Consider the following 19,306-nt stretch of genomic DNA (forward strand, 5'->3'; position numbering starts at 1 on the left):
AATAAAGCACTGTATTACAATGCATTATGAATTGAAAAATGTCAAAGAGCGAAATTCGCAACAATTAATACAAATAAACAAAAATTGTAAGAATTATCTTAATTAGTTTTGCAGATTGGACAAACTTTCCCTGATCGTTGTAATCTTGGCAATGGCGTCCGCTTCTTTTTGTCTTTCCACAGCCACCACTTTTTCCGGCGCATTATTCACAAAACGTTCATTAGACAGTTTGGCCCTTACAGATTTTAAGAAACCTTCCACATAGGACAACTCTTCTTTCAGTTTCCTGACCTCACCTTCCACATCTACCGATCCGTTGACCGGGATAAAGTATTCATATGCCCCTACGCGGAATGATACACTTCCTTCAGTTTTTTCGGTACCGTAATGTATTTCCGAAATATTCCCCAGTTTGCGTATTACCGCATCCAGGAAACCTGCCATATCCGTGCTGTTACCTGCCGTATAAAGGGATAATTCTTCCTTAAAGGCTATGTTCTTCTCTTTTCTCACCGTACGGATCCCTGAAATAACCTCCATAACCAGGGAAAAACCGTTCAGCAAGGCTTCGTCGGGCTTTACCGGTTCCGGCCACTGTGCTACCACAAGCGCCTCTTCCGGCTTGCGACTTTCCATGTGCTGCCATATTTCTTCAGTGAGAAAAGGCATAAAGGGATGTAATATTTTCAGATTCTCCTCAAATAGCGTTATGGTTTTTTCGTATGTTTCATGGCTTATTGGCTTGCCATATGCCGGTTTTACCATTTCCAGGTACCAGGAACAGAAGTCGTCCCAGATCAGTTTATAGGTGGCCATAAGCGCGTCGGAAATCCGGTATTTGGAAAAATGATCTTCTATTTCCTTCAGAGCCTGCCCGAATTTTGACCTGTACCAGTTTATGGCTATTTCTGCCACATCTTCCTGTTTTTCGGTATCAGAAACCTCCCATCCCTTAACCAGCCGGAAAGCATTCCATATTTTATTGGTAAATCCTTTTCCCTGCTGGCAAAGTGCTTCGTCAAACAGCAAATCGTTGCCCGCAGCGGAACTCAATAGCAACCCTACCCGCACTCCATCTGCTCCATATTTCTCTATGAGCTTCAGGGCGTCGGGGGAATTACCCAGGGACTTGGACATCTTTCTCCGCTGACTATCCCGCACCAAACCGGTAAGATAAACATTGGTAAAAGGTTTTTCTTCGCGGTATTCATAACCTGCAATGATCATCCTCGCCACCCAGAAAAACAGGATATCCGGGCCTGTAACCAGATCATTAGTGGGGTAATAATACTGTATTTCCTTGTTCTCCGGCTCCAGGACCCCCTTAAAAAGGCTGATCGGCCATAGCCAGGAAGAGAACCAGGTGTCCAGAACATCGGGGTCCTGGGTAAGATCGGAAAGCGAAAGTGAAGGGTTCCCCGTTCTCTCCCGGGCAAGTTCCAACGCTTCTTCACTACTTTCCGCTACCACAAAATCTTCTTTGCCTTCTCCATAATAATACGCGGGTACCTGTTGCCCCCACCAGAGTTGCCGGGAAATGTTCCAGTCCCGGATGTTTTCCATCCAATGCCTGTAAGTATTTTCAAATTTTTTCGGAAACAGTTTTATTTCTTCATCTTCGAGTACTGCCTTCAGGGCAGGTTTTACCAATTCTTCCATTTTAAGGAACCACTGGTCCGAAAGGCGGGGTTCTATAACAGCCCTGGTCCGTTCTGAAGTACCTACTTTATTTATATGGGTCTCGGTTTTTACCAGATATCCCTTTTCTTCTAATTCACGGGAGATCTCCTTTCTTACAACAAAGCGGTCTTTTCCCCTATAATGAAGGCCGTAATGATTAAGCGTAGCATCATCATTAAAAATATCGATAACCTCAAGGCTGTGCTTGTCCCCGAGATTCTTATCGTTCACGTCGTGGGCCGGTGTTACTTTGAGGCATCCGGTACCGAACTCCATATCCACATATTCGTCTGCAATAATGGGGATTTCCCGGTCACATACAGGAACGATCGCCTTTTTACCTATTAAATGCTGGTAGCGCTCATCATCCGGATTGACACATATGGCAGTATCTCCCAATATAGTTTCCGGGCGTGTTGTGGCAATAATGACCTTTTCATCCGTTCCTTTGATCGGATAGGCCAGATAATAAAGCAGTCCCTGCCTTTCCTCGTGGATCACTTCTTCATCAGACAAGGTTGTCTTTGCCTCGGGGTCCCAGTTTACCATACGATGCCCCCGGTAGATCAATTTTTTATTATAAAGGTCTACGAAAACCCTGATCACAGAGGCTGACATATCGTCATCCATGGTGAACTTGGTCCGCTCCCAGTCGCACGAAGCACCGAGTTTTTTCAATTGTTCCAGGATAATACCGCCGTATTCCCGCGTCCATTCCCAGGCTTGTTCGAGGAACTCCTCCCTGCTGAGATCGGATTTTTCCATTCCCTTTTCCTTCAGCCTGGCCACAACCTTGGCTTCCGTAGCTATGGAAGCATGGTCTGTCCCCGGCACCCAACATGCATTATACCCCCTGAGTCGCGCCCGGCGGATCAACACATCCTGTATGGTATTGTTGAGCATATGCCCCATATGCAGCACACCTGTAACGTTCGGTGGAGGTATAACAATGGTATAGGGCTCGCGATCGTCGGGTTCTGAATGAAAATAACGATTCTCTATCCAGTAATTATACCACTTATCCTCTACTTTTGCGGCATCGTATCTTGACGGAATATTCATGTTTTGGAACGATTTTTGACTTTGATTGGGCAAAAGTAGTCATATCTGTAATATTATAAAAGCCCGGTAAACAAAGAAAACAAACATAAAAGGGCTGTACCTGACCAGGAAAACAGGTCTTTAATTTTGCAGAAGTGGAAAAAGTGTTTAATTTTAGCGCTTGTTACAAACTTAAAAAGTTACAAAAACAGGCTGTTTTTTAAAGACAGCCACAAATTTTAAACTTATGAAAAAGTTAGCAATCTTTCTGTTTGTGAGTACGTTTGCCCTAGCCGTACACGCACAAGAAAAAGTAGCGAAAATTGAATTCAAGGAAGATACCATAGACTATGGAGAAATCGCCCAGGGAAGTAACGGTGTTCGTGTATTTGAATTTACAAATACAGGAAATGCCCCCCTGGTCATATCTAACGTTTCCAGCTCTTGCGGTTGTACAGTACCCAAATGGACCTCTAATCCGGTACAACCCGGTAAAAAGGGAACTATTGAGGTAAAATACGACACCAAGAGAGTAGGCCCGATCAGGAAAACAGTAAATGTGTCTTCCAACGCGGAAACGCCTACGGTTGCCCTCAAGATCAAAGGAAAAGTTCTCGGAGGTAACAGTAAGTAATATACGTTCACAAAATACAGACAATAACAAAGCTCCCTTTCCGGGAGCTTTTTTTATGCCTGAATCTCCTTTGAAAGCTGGTTTCCAGTCTACAACACTTTTTTGAGTGCGAAAGTAAAATCCAAATGCTGTCCTTCCCTTTCAACCTTTAACCGTATTTTTTTACCGGGTTTTTCATTCAGCATCTCTTTAACCTCATGCAGGGAACGCCTGTACGTAGCTTTTCCGTTTACAGTCAATATAATGTCTCCCCTTTGCAATCCGGCTATAAATGCAGGGCTCCCATCTCTTATCTCTGCTATTTCAAACGCAGGATGCAGGGAATATTTAAAAAACCGGTCCAATCTTATTTCCACGCCTTCCCCCGGAGATTCATTGGTCTTGCCCCGTCTGATCCCCGACTCCAGTTCTTTTACTACCCGTATGCCATTGTGCTGCAATTCTATTCCGCTCATATTGTACTTAAAGGGTTGTTTAAAATAGCGATTGCGCCGCAGGGTGAGCTTCCCTTCCCCATAGTCAAATACGATATTGAACCGCTTCAGCACTTCAGCCCCGAGGCTACCATCCCTTTCGTTCAGGTTTTGCAGGTGCTGTATGGAAACCGAATCCGGGAAAGCCACTTTAGCTTCCTTTAATTCAAACTGCCCTATTTGCAATTTTTCCACTCTTGCCCTGTCTCCATAAATACTTCCGCTCAATCCCCTTCCCAGAAAATCCTCGAAATGATTTTCGGGAGTCACCAGATTTTCTTTTTCCTTCCTAAACAGCCACAAAGCATCGCTACTCCCCGAATCGATAAGGAGTTTTACTTCCAGATCCTTTTGCTCGTTCAGGTCTACGGTTGCCTTGATATAGGGCTTATCGTGAATAATGTCGAGAGGAAAGGTCTGGCATTTTCTGCATGCCCTGTACTTATAAGATCCGGGCCTGTAAAACCTTATCCGTTTTCTGGCATAGTTGATCTCCACCACAAAATCCCGAAAGAGTTCAAACCCAATGATCCCGTGTATGGGAACTCCGAGCCGGGGCGAAAAATTGATCCCCTGGTCCAGGATGAGGTAAATGTCTTCATTATAGTTTACCACATCTTTTTTTATCCGGAAGATATTGCTCCTGGCCTTATATGCTTTTATGGCTTCACCACCGCCCAGGCCTCGTATGTAGATCGCTTCGGTATTTTTAAGTTCCAGCGAATCGGCAGAAGTGAGATCAAACAATATGGGCTTATTTACTCCGGTATCCAGGATAAAAGACAATTCCACCCCGTTAATCTCTACCGGAATAACGATCAGATTACTGACCAGCTTAAACCTTATCGAATAGTAATCTCTGGTTGAGGTCAGGTTAAAATATGACTGCGCACATGATGAGCCACAAAAAAACAATGTCAAAAAAACAGTCAAAATTACGTTTTTGACAATATTTAATGTAAAAAAATGCATAATACTAAGATACACATAAGTTTTGTCTTATAATAACGTATTAAGAAACTATTAAATATTAAGGAATAATAATTATCACTTTGTGTGTTGAGGAAAGTATCGGCAGCTCAAAATTATTTCGCAAATTTGCAAAGCCGTTATTCCGGACAGGAAATGTAATCATGTGCCAATGTGATAATTTAATAATGAGTCATTATCGAATTAGCCCATTAACGAACCGGTACATTTACCAATTGGCAATTAACCCATAAACCACAAAAGTATTATGCCAGCAATCTCCGACAAAGGCAGGCAAATGCCGGAATCGCCTATTCGAAAATTGGTACCTTATGCCGAAGAGGCCAGGAAAAAAGGCCGTAAAGTCTATCACCTCAATATTGGACAGCCCGATATCAAAACCCCGAAAGTGGCCCTGGACGCAGTGAAAAACAACACCATAGAGATCCTGGAATATTCCAGGAGTGAGGGTTCCGAACAATACCGGGAGAAGATCGCCGGATATTACAAAAACAAGGGGATCGATGTCACCGCCAAAGAGATCATTGTTACCACCGGAGGCTCCGAGGCTTTGTTGTTTGCCCTGGGGACCGTTGCAGACTACGGGGATGAAGTTATTATCCCGGAACCTTTTTATGCCAATTATAATGGCTTTGCCACAGCTTCTGGTGTAAAGGTCGTGCCCGTGGTGTCTTCCATAGAAAACAACTTTGCCCTGCCACCCATTGAAGAATTTGAAAAACTCATTACCCCGAAAACACGGGCCATCCTTATCTGTAACCCCGGGAACCCCACAGGGTACCTTTATTCCAGGGAAGAGATCCGGAAACTGGCCGGGATCGTAAAAAAACACAACCTGTTCCTGATCTCTGACGAGGTGTACAGGGAATTTGTCTACGACGATTTAGCGCACTATTCCATCATGCAGGAAGAAGGACTGGAAGAGCATGCCATCATGATCGATTCCGTCTCCAAACGTTACAGCATGTGCGGGGCCCGTATCGGATGTTTCGTATCCAGGAACAAAGAGGTCATTACCACCGCGCTGAAATTTGCCCAGGCGAGACTGTCTTCCCCCACCTATGCCCAGATAGCCAGCGAAGCCGCCCTGGAAACCCCGCAAAGCTATTTTGACGAGGTCTCCAAAGAATATGTGTCCAGGCGTAACCTGCTGGTAAGCGAACTGGAAAAGATAGCAGGGGTACGTGTCGCCAAACCCAAAGGCGCATTTTACTGCATCGCCGAACTCCCGGTCAAAAATACCGATGATTTTGCGAAATGGCTGCTGGAAAGTTTCGAGCTAAACAATGAAACGGTTATGATAGCTCCCGCAGCCGGGTTTTATTCCACTCCCGGAATGGGCACCAACCAGGTGCGTATTGCCTATATCCTGAAAAAAGAGGATCTGACAGCGGCCATGAACATCCTGAAAGAAGCCCTGGAAGTATATCCGGGCAGGGAAACGTCGTAAAAAGCATCAACAAACTGAAAAGATTGAATATTCAACACGACATATCGCTTAAAAAGCACAATACTTTTGGTATAGACGTTAAGGCCAGGCATTTTACTTCCGTATCTGCCACCGAAGAGCTCCGGGACATACTCCGGCAGCCCGGTTATCCGGATAAATTTATCCTTGGCGGAGGAAGCAATATCCTGTTCACCGGCGATGTGGAGGCCCTGGTGATCCACATGAATATCAAGGGAATAACAGTAACACAGGAAGGTGAAGATCACGTCTTTATCCGTGCAGGAGCCGGCGAAAACTGGCATGAATTTGTACTCTGGACCCTGGAAAAGGGATACGGGGGACTGGAAAATCTTTCCCTCATTCCCGGCAATGTAGGCACAGCTCCTATTCAGAACATCGGAGCTTATGGAGTAGAGCTCAAAGACGTTTTTTCATCCTGTGAGGCCGTGGAGATCGCTTCCGGGGAAACAAAGAGCTTCCATTTACAGGATTGCCGTTTCGGTTACAGGAACTCCATATTCAAACAGGAAGCCAAAGGAAAGTATATCATTACCAGTGTTACTTTTAAACTCACAAAGAGGAAACACCATATACATATCGATTACGGGGCCATACGTTCCCGACTGGCCGAACAAGGGATAGAAACTCCTTCAATCCGGGACATCTCAGAAGCTGTCATCTCCATTCGCCGCAGCAAACTCCCGGATCCGGCCGAGATCGGTAATTCGGGTAGCTTTTTCAAGAATCCCGTAATTCCTGCGGAAGATTTTGAAAAGCTAAAAAACAGATACCCGGAAATTCCCCATTATCCTGTTTCCGAAAAGCATGTAAAGGTCCCCGCCGGCTGGCTTATCGAACAATGCGGATTCAAAGGCAGGCGTTTCGGAGATGCCGGAGTGCATACCAAACAGGCTCTGGTACTTGTAAACTACGGAAATGCTACCGGAAAAGAGATCTGGAAACTGGCGCAGGATATAAGGGAAACGGTAAGTGAAAAATTCGGGATATCCATACATCCCGAAGTCAATGTGCTCTGAAATAAAAAAACCTCGCCGGAACAGTATCCCGGCGAGGTTCTTCGCTGGCATGGCTAACCCTAACACCCACACCAGGCTAAAAAACCATAGCTAAATCAAATAATTTCCACAGTAAGGTTTTTGCCGTATCTTTTCAAATAACAACAAAATTGTCTTCTATGGGGCGGGGAACTATCTCATAATTTTAATAACTTTGAATAGCCCCATCCTTATATACGATGCACCCGGCCTGTTCGGATGTTTTTTAACAAAAAAACAAGCTTTATGTCCTCTTTACTGGAAATCAACATCATGAACTTACTCATTGAAAAGGATGAGAAAGGCATGGCTATGCTTTATGATTATTACGGAGATGCCCTTTACGGTATAGCCTACAAGATAACACGGGACGAAGAACTCGCCAAGGACGTCTTGCAGGAGGGGTTGGTAAAAATATGGAAAAAGGCGCACACTTACGACGCCGAAAAGGCCAGATTGTTTACCTGGCTCTACCGGATTATTCGCAATACGGCCATAGACAAGGTGAGAAATGCCAATATAAAAGAAGAACAGGAAATCCAACTGGATATTTCTAACGTATATAATGTGGGTGTCGATGCCATTAAGCCGGAACACATCGATGTGGAAAAGCACCTTGCATCACTGGATGCAAAATACCAGATTATCCTGGATGCCCTGTTTTTTAAAGGAATGACACAACAGGAAGCCAGTGAAGCGCTGGATGTTCCGCTGGGTACCGTAAAATCCAGGCTTAAAATAGGGCTCCGGGAACTCAGAAAAATTTTTAACACGAATATCTGATATTTGATTTTACCTTTATATCTGCAAGGCCACGGACCGGAATATCCGTAATACTGATGTAATATGCAGACCGACAAAAGACCGAGAAAATGAACCACGATATTAAAACCATGCTGGAAAGTGATTTGCTGGAGAGATACCTCATCGGATCCACCTCATCCAAAGAAAATTATAAAATTGAAGAATATATAGCTCGTTATCCCGAGGTAAAACAAAAATACACAGAATTACAGGAAGATCTCGAAAGTTACACCATGAGCTTTTCACGCCCTGCTCCCGACCAGGTGAAGAAAAACGTCATGAAAACCATACGGAAGGAAAAGAAAAGAAGCACCCCCTGGTATTACAATGCCGCCGCCGTGATCGCAGTAATCTTCTGTACCTCAACCATCCTCTTGCTGTACCAGAATAAGCAGTTACTGTACAAAAACGGGCTGGTCAATGAAGAGATCGCAGCACTCAAAAGCGATATCCTGAACACTAATTCCAAGCTGGATGACGTTAAAAACCAGTTCCTCATACTCAACAACCCGAAAACCCAGAAATATATCCTCAAAGGCAACCGAAGGGCCAAAAACCTGAAAACCGTTGCGTATATAGACCCCGTTGAAAAACTTTCCATGGTCAATATCGTTTCGCTCCCAGAACTCCCAAAAGAACAGGTGTTCCAGATGTGGGCAGAAATAGACGGCAAAATGGTGAGCCTTGGTGTACTGGAAAATGCACAGAACAAACTGCTTTCCATTCCGTTCAAGGAAGGAGCCAAAAGCTATAACATCACCATAGAACCCAAAGGGGGAAATATCAATGCCACTGAAGAAAACATGGTAGCCAGCATTTACCTGAGATAGGCTTGCCGGTATTCGGTAGTCAGTGGTCGGTATTCAGTATGCGGATGACTTATGTTGAATTTATTGTCATTTGTTGTGTTGCATAGTTATTGTCCTGTAATTCTTTATTCCTGCCGATAAGTTATCGGATGTCTCTATAAATCCTCTCCCAATATTACTCCCGAATAGATTTTATGTCAAATACCGTGTATACCGAATACTGAATACCGACCACCAAACACTCCCCCTCCTTCTTCAACCTGATCCCAATTTTCTATCGAATGACAGCTTTGTACTGATATTCACCGCTCAATAGTTCGTTATTCATTGTTTTGTTTTGTAACTTTGCAGTACAAAGACAGTAACAATGAAACTTATATTACTCACCATAGGATTATTAGCCTTAGCCTTTGCGGGAATAGCCATAAAAATATGGGCAAAGAAAGATGGCAAATTTGCAGGTACATGTGCCAGTCAGAGTCCCTTCTTGAACAAATCCGGCGAAGCGTGCAGTTTCTGTGGAAAAATGCCCGACGAACAGGAATGCCGTGACCCCAAAACACAACAAAACTAATATGGCAGGATACCGCTTATGCTAACCATCTTACTTTCACTGTTTATTGGAAGTATAGGTATCCTGGTCATTTATTATGTTTTATTCGGAAAACTGGCTTTTGCCCGGACTTCCGCCCCACCGGAAAACCTTGCTCCCGTTTCTGTTATCGTCCGGACGAAAAACAATGCCGAATTACTCCGGCAAACCATCACTTCCATATTAGCCCAGGATTACCCGGTTTTTCAACTGGTACTCATTAACGATGCTTCTTCAGACCACACGCTGGATGTCATTGAAGAATTTGCAGGCCGTTATTCCAATATTAAAACAGTAAACGTCATTAGCAACGAAGCCTTCTGGGGGAAAAAGAAATACGCCCTCACCCTCGGTATCAAGGCAGCAAAATACAACCTCCTGGTATTTATAGAAGATAATTATATCCCGGTTTCTGACCACTGGCTCCGGGAAATGAGCCGGAATTTTCGTGGCAAAAAAACATTGGTTCTCGGGTACAGTGCCGTAAAACGTGTAAAAAACGTTTTTTTCAATGCACTGATCCGATACGACAACTGGCTTAGGGCTGTAAAATACCTTTCCTTTGCCCATGCGGGACTTCCCTATTCCGGCCTGGGAAAAAACCTGGCCTATCACAAAAGCGCATTCTATGAGGTAAACGGCTTTATCGGCCACATGGACATGAAAAACGGCGAGGACGAACTCTTTGTCAATGAAGTATCTACCGCAAAGAACACCACTATAAGCCTGTCTAAATATGCCCGTACACGGTCTGTAACTACTCCTTCCTACCGCGAATGGATCCAGCAAAAACGTGAAGGCTTCTACGTATTCCGTAATTTTAAACTCGGGCAAAGAGTGCTGCTGAACCTGTTTTACATAGCACAGTTGCTCTTCTGGCTATTACCCCTTCCCCTGATCTTCCTGGCCCGAAATCCGGTAACCGTGCTCGCCCTTTTTCTGTTCAAATGGGTGGTACAATTCGTCGTCATGGCAAAATTGGCCCGAAAGCTCGGGGAAAAAGGGTTTATCTGGCTGCTACCCCTTCATGAATTTGCCCTTATTAGTGTGCAATTTTATATCTTTATAACAAGTTTCAGAAAAAGTACGCGTTGGAAATAACTTCAGAATTTATCCGAAAAAACATCGAAAAGGCCAGAAAAGGAGATCAAAAGGCTTTTAATTTTCTTTTAGACCATTACTGGAATGACATTTACGGCTTCCTGCTGATCCGTACCAAGAACGAAAATGATGCAGAAGACATCACCATACAGACATTTTCCAGGGCTTTTGACAAGATCGACACGTTCGACAATAGTTACTCTTTTAAAACGTGGCTTACCACCATTTCCAAAAATATCCATCTCGACCTGGTCCGAAAACGGAAATCGAGCCTTTTCCATTCCACATCCCAGGAAGAAGATACTGTTTATGACGTTCCGGATGACACGCCTTCTGCCGAGGACAACCTGATCTACGAGCAAAACCTGGCACAACTCAAACGCTATATAAAAAAACTGAAGCCACATTACCAGGACGTGATCAACCTGAGGTATTTCCGGGAACTGAGCTACCAGGAGATCGCCTCGGAACTGGACGAACCTCTGAACAATGTAAAAGTAAAGTTGTTGCGGGCAAAAAAGCTACTGGCCGAGATCATTCACAAGAACAAAAATGTATAAGTATATCAAAACACTGGGCCCTGGCCTGTTATTTGCAGGAGCGGCCATAGGAGTATCGCACCTGGTACAGTCTACAAGGGCCGGTGCGGATTTCGACTTCGGCCTGCTTTGGGCTTTGTTGCTGGTACACCTTTTTAAATATCCGTTTTTCCGGTACGGTCCCGAATATACAATGGCCACAGGCGAATGCCTGCTCGACGGGTATAAGAAACTGGGCAGACCCATCCTCATCGCCTATTTTATACTCACCTTCGCTACGATGTTCACGATACAGACCGCACTTACTGTAGTCACTGCGGGCCTCGCCTCTACCCTTTTCGGGATCACCACAGATACCGTACTGTGGAGCGCCATCATCACCGCCGTCTGTATGGTGATCCTGCTCATAGGCAGGTATAAGCTCCTGGACAATCTGATGAAGATCATTGTACTTACCCTTACCATAAGCACATGTATTACGGTAGTGCTTGCTGTGCCAGACACTACCGTATCTCATACTTTTGAGCAGGTATTGCCCAAAAGTGCCGCAGGAATGGCCTTTCTCATCGCCTATATGGGCTGGATGCCCGCCCCTCTTGATATTTCCATATGGCATTCTCTGTGGGCTCTGGAAAAGAAAAAGACCATTCCCGATTACAGTGTAAAAAATTCCATTTCCGATTTTAACCTGGGTTTTGGCAGCACCATTATCCTCGGTTTTTTATTTATGGCACTCGGCGGGTTGGTGATGTTTGGTTCCGGAGAGATTTTCAGCACCAATGCCACCCTGTTTTCAGAACAGCTCATTTCTCTTTACACCAGGAACCTGGGAGAAGCCGCCTATATTTTCATAGCCATCGCCGCCTTTACCACCATGTTCAGTACTACACTGACCACGCTCGATGCCTCCCCGAGGGCAATGTCCTATACCACAAAACTGCTGCTCGGGCAAAAAGACCGGCAGTATTATGCCTTATGGATGGCGATACTTGCTACCGGGACCATAGCCATATTGCTTTTCTTCCTGTCCGAAATGAAAACGCTGATCGATATCGCCACCATATTATCTTTCGTCACTGCACCCTTCTATGCTATTATCAATTTCCGGCTGATCTGCTCCTCTCATACCCCGAAACAATATCGTCCCGGGATTCTTATGAAAATTGTAAGCTGGCTGGGCATTATTTTCCTGGTAGGGTTTAGCCTGTGGTATATTATAACATTATTCTGATAAAATCACACCGCCTCCCCCTTTAATTTTGCCTTTCCAATCCAGGGATAGTTAGGCGCAAAGCATTGCGCCCCTACTTTGTACTTCGTACTTCGTACTTCATACTTCTTTTGTATCTTTGTACGACAAAAACATAACTATGAGTGTAGAGACCGTTGCAAAAGCAGCACCGCCAAAAGGCAAGCCGAAATGGCTGCGTGTTAAGCTACCAACCGGCAAGAAATATACAGAACTGAGAGGGCTGGTTGACAAATACAACTTACACACCATATGTACGTCGGGAAGCTGCCCTAATATGGGCGAATGCTGGGGCGAAGGTACCGCCACCTTTATGATACTCGGAAATATATGTACAAGATCCTGCGGTTTCTGCGGGGTCAAGACCGGAAGGCCTGAGACCATCGACTGGGAAGAGCCCGAAAAAGTGGCGCGGTCCATCAAGATCATGAACATCAAACACGCCGTGCTCACATCCGTGGACCGGGACGACCTTAAAGACATGGGGTCCATTATATGGGCCGAAACCGTAAAAGCTGTAAGGCGTATGAACCCCGAAACCACATTGGAAACCCTGATCCCGGATTTCCAGGGTGTAGAACGGAACATAGACCGTATCGTGGAAGTTTCTCCCGAAGTTGTATCGCACAATATGGAAACCGTACGGCGGCTTACCCGCGAAGTGCGTATACAGGCCAAGTATGACCGGAGCCTCGGTGTTTTGCGCTACCTGAAAGACCAGGGGGCCCGCAGAACCAAATCCGGCATCATGCTCGGGCTGGGCGAGACTGAGGAAGAAGTGGTACAGACCATGAAAGACCTCCGCGAAGCCAAAGTAGACGTCGTGACCATAGGACAATACCTCCAGCCGTCTAAAAAACACCTTCCCGTAAAGCAATTTATCCTGCCCGAACAGTTCGACAGGTTACGGGAAATAGGCCTCGACATGGGATTCCGCCACGTGGAAAGCGGTGCCCTGGTAAGATCGTCATACAAGGCACATAAACACATTGAATAAAGTACGAAGTCAGAAGTACGAAGTCGGAAGTAGAGGGACACGATATCTTGTGCCGGAAATATAATGCCCCACAGCTCATACAATATTAGGTAAGGGCGTAAAATTTTACGCCCTAAGACGGAGATCAACACTATGGATAAAATAAAAATAGCGATAAACGGTTTCGGCCGTATCGGCAGAACGGTCTTCCGCCTGCTCATCGACCACCCTCAGATAGAAGTGGTGGCCATTAACGACCTTGCAGACCCCAAAACACTGAGCCATCTGCTGAAATACGACAGCATACACGGAGTCCTCTCACAGCATATCGGTTATGATGAAAGTTCCATTACAGTTAATAACGATCACTATCCGCTCCTCAACACCGCAGACATACAAAAGCTGGACTGGTCATCCTTCCACCCGGATATTGTACTCGAATGTACCGGGAAATTCAAGAGAAGGAAGCAACTTGAGCACCACCTTCGCAATGGTGCGGGGAAAGTGATCCTTTCCGTTCCCCCGGAAGACGACCATATAAAAATGGTGGTCCTGGGTGTCAACGAACATATCCTGGATGGTTCTGAAGATATTGTGTCCAATGCTTCCTGCACCACGAACAATGCCGCTCCCATGATAAGGGTCATCCACGAACACTGTGGCATAGAACAGGCCTATATCACTACCGTACATTCCTACACCTCAGACCAGAGCCTGCACGACCAGCCTCACAGGGACCTGCGGAGAGCCAGGGCGGCAGCACAGTCTATTGTACCCACCACCACAGGAGCCGCAAAAGCCCTGACCAAAATTTTCCCCGGACTGAGTGAAGTGATCGGAGGATGCGGTATCCGTGTACCCGTACCGGACGGTTCTCTCACCGATATTACTTTCAATGTGGCCCGGGAAACTTCTATCGAAGAAATAAAAGATGCCTTTAAACAGGCCGCCCTCGGGGAGTTGAAAGGCATATTGTCCTATACGGAAGACCCCATCGTATCCATAGATGTGGTTAACAACCCGCATTCCTGTGTCTTTGATGCACAAATGACCTCCGTCATCGGCAAAAAAATGGTAAAAATAATAGGCTGGTATGACAACGAGTACGGATACAGCAACAGGATCATAGACCTTATATCCTTTATCAGTGCTCCGAAGCGGAAAAATCAGATCCAGGGGGTACATTAAATTCCCGGGGCCGTGCTAATACCGGTAAACGGACAAAAGCCCCGGAAAAGATTTAAACCCTTTATTTTTGATTTTATAGAGAACCCTATTATATTTATGTTAATCTTTTTGCCATGAAGGGACTCTCTTGTTATTTTTTATTTTTCCTGCTCCTGTTGCCGGGCTTTGCATCCGGATTGCCTGGCAATGCATCCGAAGACCCCATTAAAGACACCATAAAAAAGGTATACGAACTCAAGAACAATTTCGATTTCGGGGGAGCTGTTACCGAACTGAACCTGGCCATAGCCATGGCCGATACGGTAAAGCGAAAACGTTCCGATTATTTTTTCAATTGCTACACCCTGTTCATAAAGTTATACCTCGATTTCGACCGGGGAGATGACCTTGAGGTCTATGAATTCCTGAGCGAATCGCACCTTAAACCCAATTCCCGGGCAGCGAAGGAGATCCAGCTTCTCGTTCTTAAAGCCCTGATCTCGGCCAAAAAGGGCAACCAGAAGCAGGCCCTGTCGTATATAAACAAAGCAAAATCCATACTCATCCAGAAAGAGGATGCTGTTCTCGACATCATACTCTATTATGAAGCACAGGTACTCCTCGTTCAGGAAGAATATGCCCGTGCCATTCCCATACTCCAGCGTATATTTCCGCTTAAGGACCCCAATGAGGAAAACTATATCAATGCCGGGATCCTACTCGATCTCGCACATGCGCACCTCCGGTTACAGGAGCCGGACAGAGCCATGGCCTATATGGAAAAAGTTTCCAAAATGCCTGAATATCTCGTTTTTCCAAAACTGGAAATACAACGGCATCTCATCCTTTCTGAACTATTCCGTATAAAAAAGAAACCTTTGGAAACGGTAAAACACCGGCAACTGGCGGACAGTCTAAAGGAAAAATACTTCAATATTCAAAGCATCGAGGAACGAAACAACATTGCCTATCACAACACTTCCGATTTCAAGGACAGGGTGATCGACCAGTACAAGATCGATGCCGCAAAACAGTCGCGCCAGGTCAATATTGCCAAGATCATTTCCATAATGAGCTCCGTATTGCTCATCATCATCTTCCTGCTCACCATATCCCTGTACCGCAACAACAAGATCAAGTTAAAGACCAACAACCTGCTGCTTAAAAAGAACAGGGAATTACAGGCGGCCAAGGAAGAAGCGGAGAGTGCCCTTCAGGTAAAAGCCAGGTTCCTTTCTACCGTAAGCCACGAACTGCGGACTCCCTTATATGCAGTGACCGGGCTTACCCACCTGCTGCTGGAAGAGAATCCCAGGAAAAGTCAGAAAGAATACCTCAACTCGCTAAAATTTTCCGGAGAATACCTGCTGAACTTTATCAATGACATTCTCCAGGTCAACAAATCGGAAGCCAATCAACTGAAAATAAAAAGAGGGCCTTTTAACATGGAACAGTTACTCGGTAAGGTAGCAGGGTCCCTGGAACATTCGGCCAAGGAGAACAACAATATCATAAAACTGGACCTTGACAAGGATATTCCCGCAGAACTCATCGGTGATTCGTTAAAATTGTCGCAGGTGTTCATCAACCTCATTGGCAATTCGCTTAAATTTACGGAAAACGGTGAAGTCGTGATCCTCGGCAGAATACTGGAACGTCGCAAAAGCAGTGTTAAAATACACTTTGAGGTCAGGGATGATGGCATGGGTATCGAGCCGGACATCCTTCCCCGTATATTCGACAGTTTTGCGCAGGGCTCTACCCAAATAAACCGGAAATACGGTGGCACCGGCCTGGGGCTCACCATTGTAAAAAACCTCCTGAACCTGATGGATAGTGATATCAGGGTAGAAAGCGACCCCGGAAAAGGCAGCACATTCCTCTTTGACCTTACCCTGGAAACCGGGGATGAAAAAGGTGTAGAAAAACCCGTGACACCAACCTTACAGGAAGAACTGACCGAAGAAGAGATCGTTTTTGAAGACGTCCATGTGCTCCTTGTAGAAGACAATAAGATCAACCAGGTGGTCACCCAGAAAATGCTGGCCCGGAAAAATATTACCTCCGAAGTGGCCAACGATGGTTATGAGGCCATTGACAAGGCCAAAAACAAAAATTTCGACCTTATCCTCATGGATATTCATATGCCGGGTATCAGTGGCATCAAAGCCACGACCAGAATACGGGAATTCGACAAAAAAGTGCCTATTGTAGCCCTCACCGCCATTTCACTGGAAGAAAACATGGACGACCTGTACAACGCAGGCTGCAACGACATTATTACCAAGCCATTCAAGCCTCAGACTTTCTACAAAAAAATAAAAAACAACCTCGGGGGTAGCTCCCGGTAATCGGTATTCAGTATTCGGTATTTTGTATCAATCACTGACCACCGATCACCGAATACCTACTCCCCCTCAACATACCTACGGATCAAACGGTTAAATTCTTCCTGTTGTCCGAAGAGAAAAGCAGTTTGTATTCCTATAAAAAAAATGTCCTCCAGCTTGTCCTTGAGGCGCATAAAATCTTTTTCAGTGGTGAGTATTTTGCCTTTTTTCCGCAAGGTTTCCAGTTCGCTGTCACTAAATTCGTGATGGTCGGGGTAGTTACAGTGTTCAAAGGAAAGTCTTCTGCTTTTCAGGAACTCCACCAGGGGAGTGGCATTGGCTATACCCGTCACCAGGGTAAAATGTTCCCCTTCCCAATCGGCCAGGGGGACAATTTTATGCAGTGACCTGGTCTCTTCACTGTAAGCTATTGAAGTAAAAAAAACCTTTTGATATCGTTTCGGGGCGAGTTGTCCGGTAATCTCTTGCCGTTCGGTCCCCGTCATATCTTCCCGGCATTTGGTCACCACAATGATATCTGCGCGTTTTGCTTCGCTACGGCTGTCTCTCAGGTTTCCTGCCGGAAGAAAAATATCCTTTGTGTAGAGGGCATTTTGTGAAGTGAGCAGTATGTTCATTCCGGCTTTTACCCTGCGGTGTTGCATGGCGTCGTCGAGAATAACCACTTCGGGATAAGGTTCCTTCTCCATCAGACGGTTTATACCGTTAACCCGGTCAGCATCCACGGCTACGGCCACATCCGGGAATTTTTCGTGGTACTGGCAGGGCTCATCCCCCAGTTCATCTACTCCGATTCCGGATCCGGCCAGTACAAAGCCTTTCGACTTTCTCCGGTATCCCCGGCTCAGGGTTGCCGTGCGGAAATCTGCCTTCAGCAATCGCACCAGGTACTCTACCATCGGCGTTTTACCTGTTCCTCCTACACTTAGGTTCCCTACACAGATTACAGGAATACCAAAAGAAACAGAACGGAAAATTCCACGGTCATACAAAATATTACGCACCTTTACCACCAGTCCGTAAAGGACGGAAAAAGGCCAGAGTATTTTTCGAAGGATGTGCATGATGTTGTTTCCAGTGTTCCAGTGTTCCGGTGTTCGAGGATACAGGTGTTCGAGTTGTTTAAACTACATACTCGAATACTCGTACACTCGCCCTACAAATAACGGTTATTTTTTTTACTTCGGAAGAATTCCGGATTTTTCACTGTATATTTAGGACCTGAAAACCCGCCTGCCGGGTTCGCCTTTGTTTTTTTAATCGAAAAGAAGGAACAACATGTATATCAAGGACGTCATGGCCATGCTGGAGGAACGCTCTCCCCTGGCCTATGCCGAAGATTTTGACAATACCGGGTTGCTGGTGGGCAGCAGGGACCGTGAAGTTACCGGAATACTCATCACCCACGACACCCTGGAAGAGGTCGTGGACGAAGCCATTGAAAAGGGTTGCAACCTCATTGTGAGCTTTCACCCCATCATCTTTTCCGGCCTCAAAAAACTGAACGGTTCTTCCTATGTAGAAAGAACAGTGATCAAGGCCATACGGCACGACATTGCTATCTACGCCATACACACAGCCCTGGACAATGCCTTTAACGGGGTCAATGCCGCCATTTGCGATGCCCTGGAATTACAAAACAGGGAAATCCTGATCCCTCAAAAAGGAACGATAAAAAAACTGCTTACCTTTGTACCCCGAAAAAATGCCGATCACCTCAGAGAAGCCCTTTTCGCAGCAGGAGCAGGAACTATCGGAAATTACAGCCATTGCAGCTTTAACCTGGAAGGTACGGGTACTTTTCACGGAGAGGAGAACAGCAACCCCGTAATCGGCGAAAAAGGCGTAACCCGTTTTGAACCGGAAACACAGATAGGGGTCACCTACCCCAGGCATCTCGAAGGCAGTATATTAAAAGCCCTGTTTGCCAACCACCCGTATGAGGAGGTAGCTTATGAGGTAACAACACTCGAAAACAACAACCAGCACATTGGCATAGGGATGATAGGGGAATTGGCAGAAGCTGTGCCGGACATGGATTTTTTAAGGCAACTAAAGCAAAAAATGCAACTGGCCTGTATCCGTCATTCAGGTTTATTGGACAGGAAAATAAAGAAAGTTGCCGTATTGGGAGGTAGTGGCGCTTTTGGCATTTCACACGCCAAAAAGGCGGGGGCGGATATTTTTATTACGGGAGACGTAAAATATCACGAATTCTACAAAGCCGAAAAACAAATGATTATCGCCGATGTGGGGCACTATGAGAGTGAACAATATACAAAAAACCTTTTGTTTGAGCATCTTACAAAAAAAATTCATAATTTTGCACCTGCCTTACCCGGGGGTAAGGTCGTTTTATCAGAGTTCAATACAAATTCCATCAAGTATTTATAAC

General features: G+C 45.4%; 16 protein-coding genes. 13 read left to right on the forward strand and 3 right to left on the reverse strand.

The annotated features are described in order from the left end of the window. Positions 1 to 102: 102 nt before the first annotated feature. A complete protein-coding gene (locus KN811_RS15175; protein WP_187965236.1) occupies positions 103 to 2,742 on the reverse strand; it encodes a valine--tRNA ligase in 2,640 nt (879 codons plus the stop codon). Positions 2,743 to 2,968: 226 nt separating this feature from the next. On the opposite strand from KN811_RS15175, the gene KN811_RS15180 reads away from it, so the two are divergent. After that, complete coding sequence (locus tag KN811_RS15180) at positions 2,969 to 3,355, forward strand: DUF1573 domain-containing protein (RefSeq protein WP_187965237.1); 387 nt, start codon at positions 2,969 to 2,971, stop codon at positions 3,353 to 3,355. A gap of 89 nt (positions 3,356 to 3,444) precedes the next feature. Here KN811_RS15180 and KN811_RS15185 read toward each other — a convergent pair whose 3' ends face one another. Further along, entirely contained in the window at positions 3,445 to 4,761 is a 1,317-nt protein-coding gene (locus tag KN811_RS15185; protein ID WP_187965238.1) for a retropepsin-like aspartic protease, read from the reverse strand. Positions 4,762 to 5,065: 304 nt separating this feature from the next. On the opposite strand from KN811_RS15185, the gene KN811_RS15190 reads away from it, so the two are divergent. The 11 genes from KN811_RS15190 (at position 5,066) to KN811_RS15240 (ending at position 16,911) form a co-directional block, all read left to right on the forward strand. Continuing rightward, on the forward strand, positions 5,066 to 6,268 hold the full coding sequence (locus KN811_RS15190) for a pyridoxal phosphate-dependent aminotransferase (protein ID WP_187965239.1): 1,203 nt from the start codon (positions 5,066 to 5,068) through the stop codon (positions 6,266 to 6,268). A gap of 5 nt (positions 6,269 to 6,273) precedes the next feature. Next, on the forward strand, positions 6,274 to 7,305 hold the full coding sequence (gene murB / locus KN811_RS15195) for a UDP-N-acetylmuramate dehydrogenase (protein ID WP_345725278.1): 1,032 nt from the start codon (positions 6,274 to 6,276) through the stop codon (positions 7,303 to 7,305). Between the two features lie 264 nt (positions 7,306 to 7,569). Next, positions 7,570 to 8,106 carry an RNA polymerase sigma factor gene (locus tag KN811_RS15200; RefSeq protein WP_187965240.1) on the forward strand — a complete coding sequence of 179 codons (537 nt, stop codon included), beginning with the start codon at positions 7,570 to 7,572 and terminating at the stop codon, positions 8,104 to 8,106. Positions 8,107 to 8,195: 89 nt separating this feature from the next. After that, positions 8,196 to 8,957: an anti-sigma factor domain-containing protein gene (locus tag KN811_RS15205; RefSeq protein WP_187965241.1), complete on the forward strand. Its 762-nt coding sequence runs from the start codon at positions 8,196 to 8,198 to the stop codon at positions 8,955 to 8,957. Positions 8,958 to 9,303: 346 nt separating this feature from the next. Further along, positions 9,304 to 9,510: a membrane or secreted protein gene (locus KN811_RS15210; RefSeq protein WP_187965242.1), complete on the forward strand. Its 207-nt coding sequence runs from the start codon at positions 9,304 to 9,306 to the stop codon at positions 9,508 to 9,510. Positions 9,511 to 9,528: 18 nt separating this feature from the next. Beyond that, the gene (locus KN811_RS15215) at positions 9,529 to 10,629 is read left to right on the forward strand and encodes a glycosyltransferase (protein ID WP_187965243.1); all 1,101 of its coding nucleotides are present in this window, start codon (positions 9,529 to 9,531) and stop codon (positions 10,627 to 10,629) included. Beyond that, positions 10,620 to 11,189, forward strand: a complete 570-nt coding sequence (locus KN811_RS15220; protein ID WP_187965244.1) for an RNA polymerase sigma factor — start codon at positions 10,620 to 10,622, stop codon at positions 11,187 to 11,189. The genes KN811_RS15215 and KN811_RS15220 overlap by 10 nt, the downstream gene beginning before the upstream one ends. Next, positions 11,182 to 12,399: an Nramp family divalent metal transporter gene (locus KN811_RS15225; RefSeq protein WP_187965245.1), complete on the forward strand. Its 1,218-nt coding sequence runs from the start codon at positions 11,182 to 11,184 to the stop codon at positions 12,397 to 12,399. The genes KN811_RS15220 and KN811_RS15225 overlap by 8 nt, the downstream gene beginning before the upstream one ends. Positions 12,400 to 12,538: 139 nt before the next feature. Beyond that, entirely contained in the window at positions 12,539 to 13,414 is an 876-nt protein-coding gene (gene lipA, locus KN811_RS15230; RefSeq protein ID WP_187965246.1) for a lipoyl synthase, read from the forward strand. Between the two features lie 132 nt (positions 13,415 to 13,546). Continuing rightward, positions 13,547 to 14,581 (forward strand): type I glyceraldehyde-3-phosphate dehydrogenase, encoded by a 1,035-nt coding sequence (gene gap, locus KN811_RS15235; RefSeq protein ID WP_187965247.1) that lies wholly within the window; start codon positions 13,547 to 13,549, stop codon positions 14,579 to 14,581. Between the two features lie 113 nt (positions 14,582 to 14,694). After that, entirely contained in the window at positions 14,695 to 16,911 is a 2,217-nt protein-coding gene (locus tag KN811_RS15240; protein WP_187965248.1) for a response regulator, read from the forward strand. A 56-nt stretch (positions 16,912 to 16,967) separates the two neighbouring features. Here KN811_RS15240 and lpxK read toward each other — a convergent pair whose 3' ends face one another. Further along, positions 16,968 to 17,975, reverse strand: a complete 1,008-nt coding sequence (gene lpxK / locus KN811_RS15245) for a tetraacyldisaccharide 4'-kinase (RefSeq protein WP_187965249.1) — start codon at positions 17,973 to 17,975, stop codon at positions 16,968 to 16,970. Positions 17,976 to 18,189: 214 nt separating this feature from the next. On the opposite strand from lpxK, the gene KN811_RS15250 reads away from it, so the two are divergent. Next, positions 18,190 to 19,305, forward strand: coding sequence for a Nif3-like dinuclear metal center hexameric protein (locus KN811_RS15250; RefSeq protein WP_187965250.1), 1,116 nt, complete (start codon positions 18,190 to 18,192; stop codon positions 19,303 to 19,305). Position 19,306: the final 1 nt, after the last annotated feature.

The organism is Sinomicrobium weinanense (assembly GCF_018863395.1).
GTDB lineage: Bacteria > Bacteroidota > Bacteroidia > Flavobacteriales > Flavobacteriaceae > Sinomicrobium > Sinomicrobium weinanense.

What these genes read in the sequence shown, in the direction of transcription:
- KN811_RS15205 (WP_187965241.1), top strand. Translation starts at nt 8,196, where the DNA reads ATGAACCACGATATTAAAACCATGCTGGAAAGTGATTTGCTGGAGAGA.
- KN811_RS15215 (WP_187965243.1), top strand. Translation starts at nt 9,529, where the DNA reads ATGCTAACCATCTTACTTTCACTGTTTATTGGAAGTATAGGTATCCTG.
- gap (WP_187965247.1), top strand. Translation starts at nt 13,547, where the DNA reads ATGGATAAAATAAAAATAGCGATAAACGGTTTCGGCCGTATCGGCAGA.
- KN811_RS15190 (WP_187965239.1), top strand. Translation starts at nt 5,066, where the DNA reads ATGCCAGCAATCTCCGACAAAGGCAGGCAAATGCCGGAATCGCCTATT.
- KN811_RS15250 (WP_187965250.1), top strand. Translation starts at nt 18,190, where the DNA reads ATGTATATCAAGGACGTCATGGCCATGCTGGAGGAACGCTCTCCCCTG.
- KN811_RS15200 (WP_187965240.1), top strand. Translation starts at nt 7,570, where the DNA reads ATGTCCTCTTTACTGGAAATCAACATCATGAACTTACTCATTGAAAAG.
- lpxK (WP_187965249.1), bottom strand. Translation starts at nt 17,975, where the DNA reads ATGCACATCCTTCGAAAAATACTCTGGCCTTTTTCCGTCCTTTACGGA.
- KN811_RS15180 (WP_187965237.1), top strand. Translation starts at nt 2,969, where the DNA reads ATGAAAAAGTTAGCAATCTTTCTGTTTGTGAGTACGTTTGCCCTAGCC.
- lipA (WP_187965246.1), top strand. Translation starts at nt 12,539, where the DNA reads ATGAGTGTAGAGACCGTTGCAAAAGCAGCACCGCCAAAAGGCAAGCCG.
- KN811_RS15240 (WP_187965248.1), top strand. Translation starts at nt 14,695, where the DNA reads ATGAAGGGACTCTCTTGTTATTTTTTATTTTTCCTGCTCCTGTTGCCG.
- KN811_RS15225 (WP_187965245.1), top strand. Translation starts at nt 11,182, where the DNA reads ATGTATAAGTATATCAAAACACTGGGCCCTGGCCTGTTATTTGCAGGA.
- KN811_RS15175 (WP_187965236.1), bottom strand. Translation starts at nt 2,742, where the DNA reads ATGAATATTCCGTCAAGATACGATGCCGCAAAAGTAGAGGATAAGTGG.
- KN811_RS15210 (WP_187965242.1), top strand. Translation starts at nt 9,304, where the DNA reads ATGAAACTTATATTACTCACCATAGGATTATTAGCCTTAGCCTTTGCG.